General features: G+C 48.6%; 2 protein-coding genes. Both read right to left on the bottom strand.

Annotated elements, in window-relative coordinates; genetic code table 11:
- The coding region (locus R7Q47_RS25530) for a superoxide dismutase (protein WP_318090160.1) at positions 1-452 on the bottom strand (452 nt) is incomplete at its 3' end.
- A gap of 72 nt (positions 453-524) precedes the next feature.
- A partial coding sequence (locus R7Q47_RS25525) for an ATP-binding protein (RefSeq protein ID WP_318090157.1) occupies positions 525-1,176 on the bottom strand: 652 nt, incomplete at its 5' end.

Below are 1,176 nucleotides of genomic sequence, written 5' to 3'. Positions count from 1 at the left end.
ACGTACATCAGAGGGTTATCCTGATTGCTGGTGGAGGTGATGTGGATGTCGCCATCTTTCACAACTAACCATGCAAAGCCAGATCCAAACGTATTAACGGCTGCTTGAGCGAATTCGTCTTTGAACTTTTCGAAGTGACCAAACTTGTCGTTGATGGCTTGCGCAAGTGCGCCTTGTGGTTCACCGCCGCCTTCTGGCGACATGCCATTCCAGTAAAGGATGTGGTTGTAGTAGCCGCCGCCATTGTTGCGAATGGCTGGGCTATGTTGCGAAACGGCTGCGAAGATTTCGTCTAGCGATTGTGTTTCAAGATCACTGCCTTGCACGGCGGTGACGAATTTATCGAAGTAAGTTTTGTGGTGTTTGCTGTAATGCACTTCCATGGTTTTTGCGTCGATGTATGGCTCTAACGCATCGTATGGGTAAGGCAGAGCGGGAAATGTATGTGACATAGTAAATCCTCCTTAATCGGAGGATTTACTCTAGTGTTAATGAAAATCATTATCAACTGAAATCTTGTAGGGTTATTTGCCTACTTTAACTAAAGGCAACGTGATGGAGACGCGTAAACCTCCCCGTGGGCTGCGGCTCGCGACTATCGTACCGCTGTGCTGACGAATCGCACTTTCTGTGATGGTTAACCCTAATCCTGTGCCGCCAGAGTGACGATCACGAGCAGTAGACACACGATAAAATGGACGGAAAATCGCTTCTAACTCTTCATCCGGCACACCATCACCGTTGTCATCGACGGTAATCGTCAGTGTGTCAGTCTTGTCTTGAATGTCGATCTGCACTTCATCTTTTCCGTAATAAATCGCGTTGCGGATGATGTTTTCTACCGCGCTCATCAACAGTTTTGGGTTGCCTGAGATATGTCGCTCAGGGATCTCTGAATAGCGGAGTTTTTTACCCATTTGCTCGGCTTCAAACTGCGCATCTTTAATGATCTCTTCCCACAAACTTTCTATTGGCTGTGTCTCGCGTGTCATGTGGCTGTTCACCTGCATGCGCGAGAGCTCAAGCAATTCGCTGATCATCTGCTCAAGGCGCTGCGCTTCGGTATCAATGCGAACCAACTCAGGGCTGTCACCCTGTTTGCGCGTCGCTAATGCACTGGCCATGCGCAAGCGAGTGAGTGGCGAGCGTAATTCGTGAGAAATGTCCGACAGTAAA

This window comes from Vibrio sp. Vb0349, from assembly GCF_033338975.1.
Note: the sequence above shows the minus strand (reverse complement) of the source record. Positions and strands in the feature narration are given on the sequence as shown.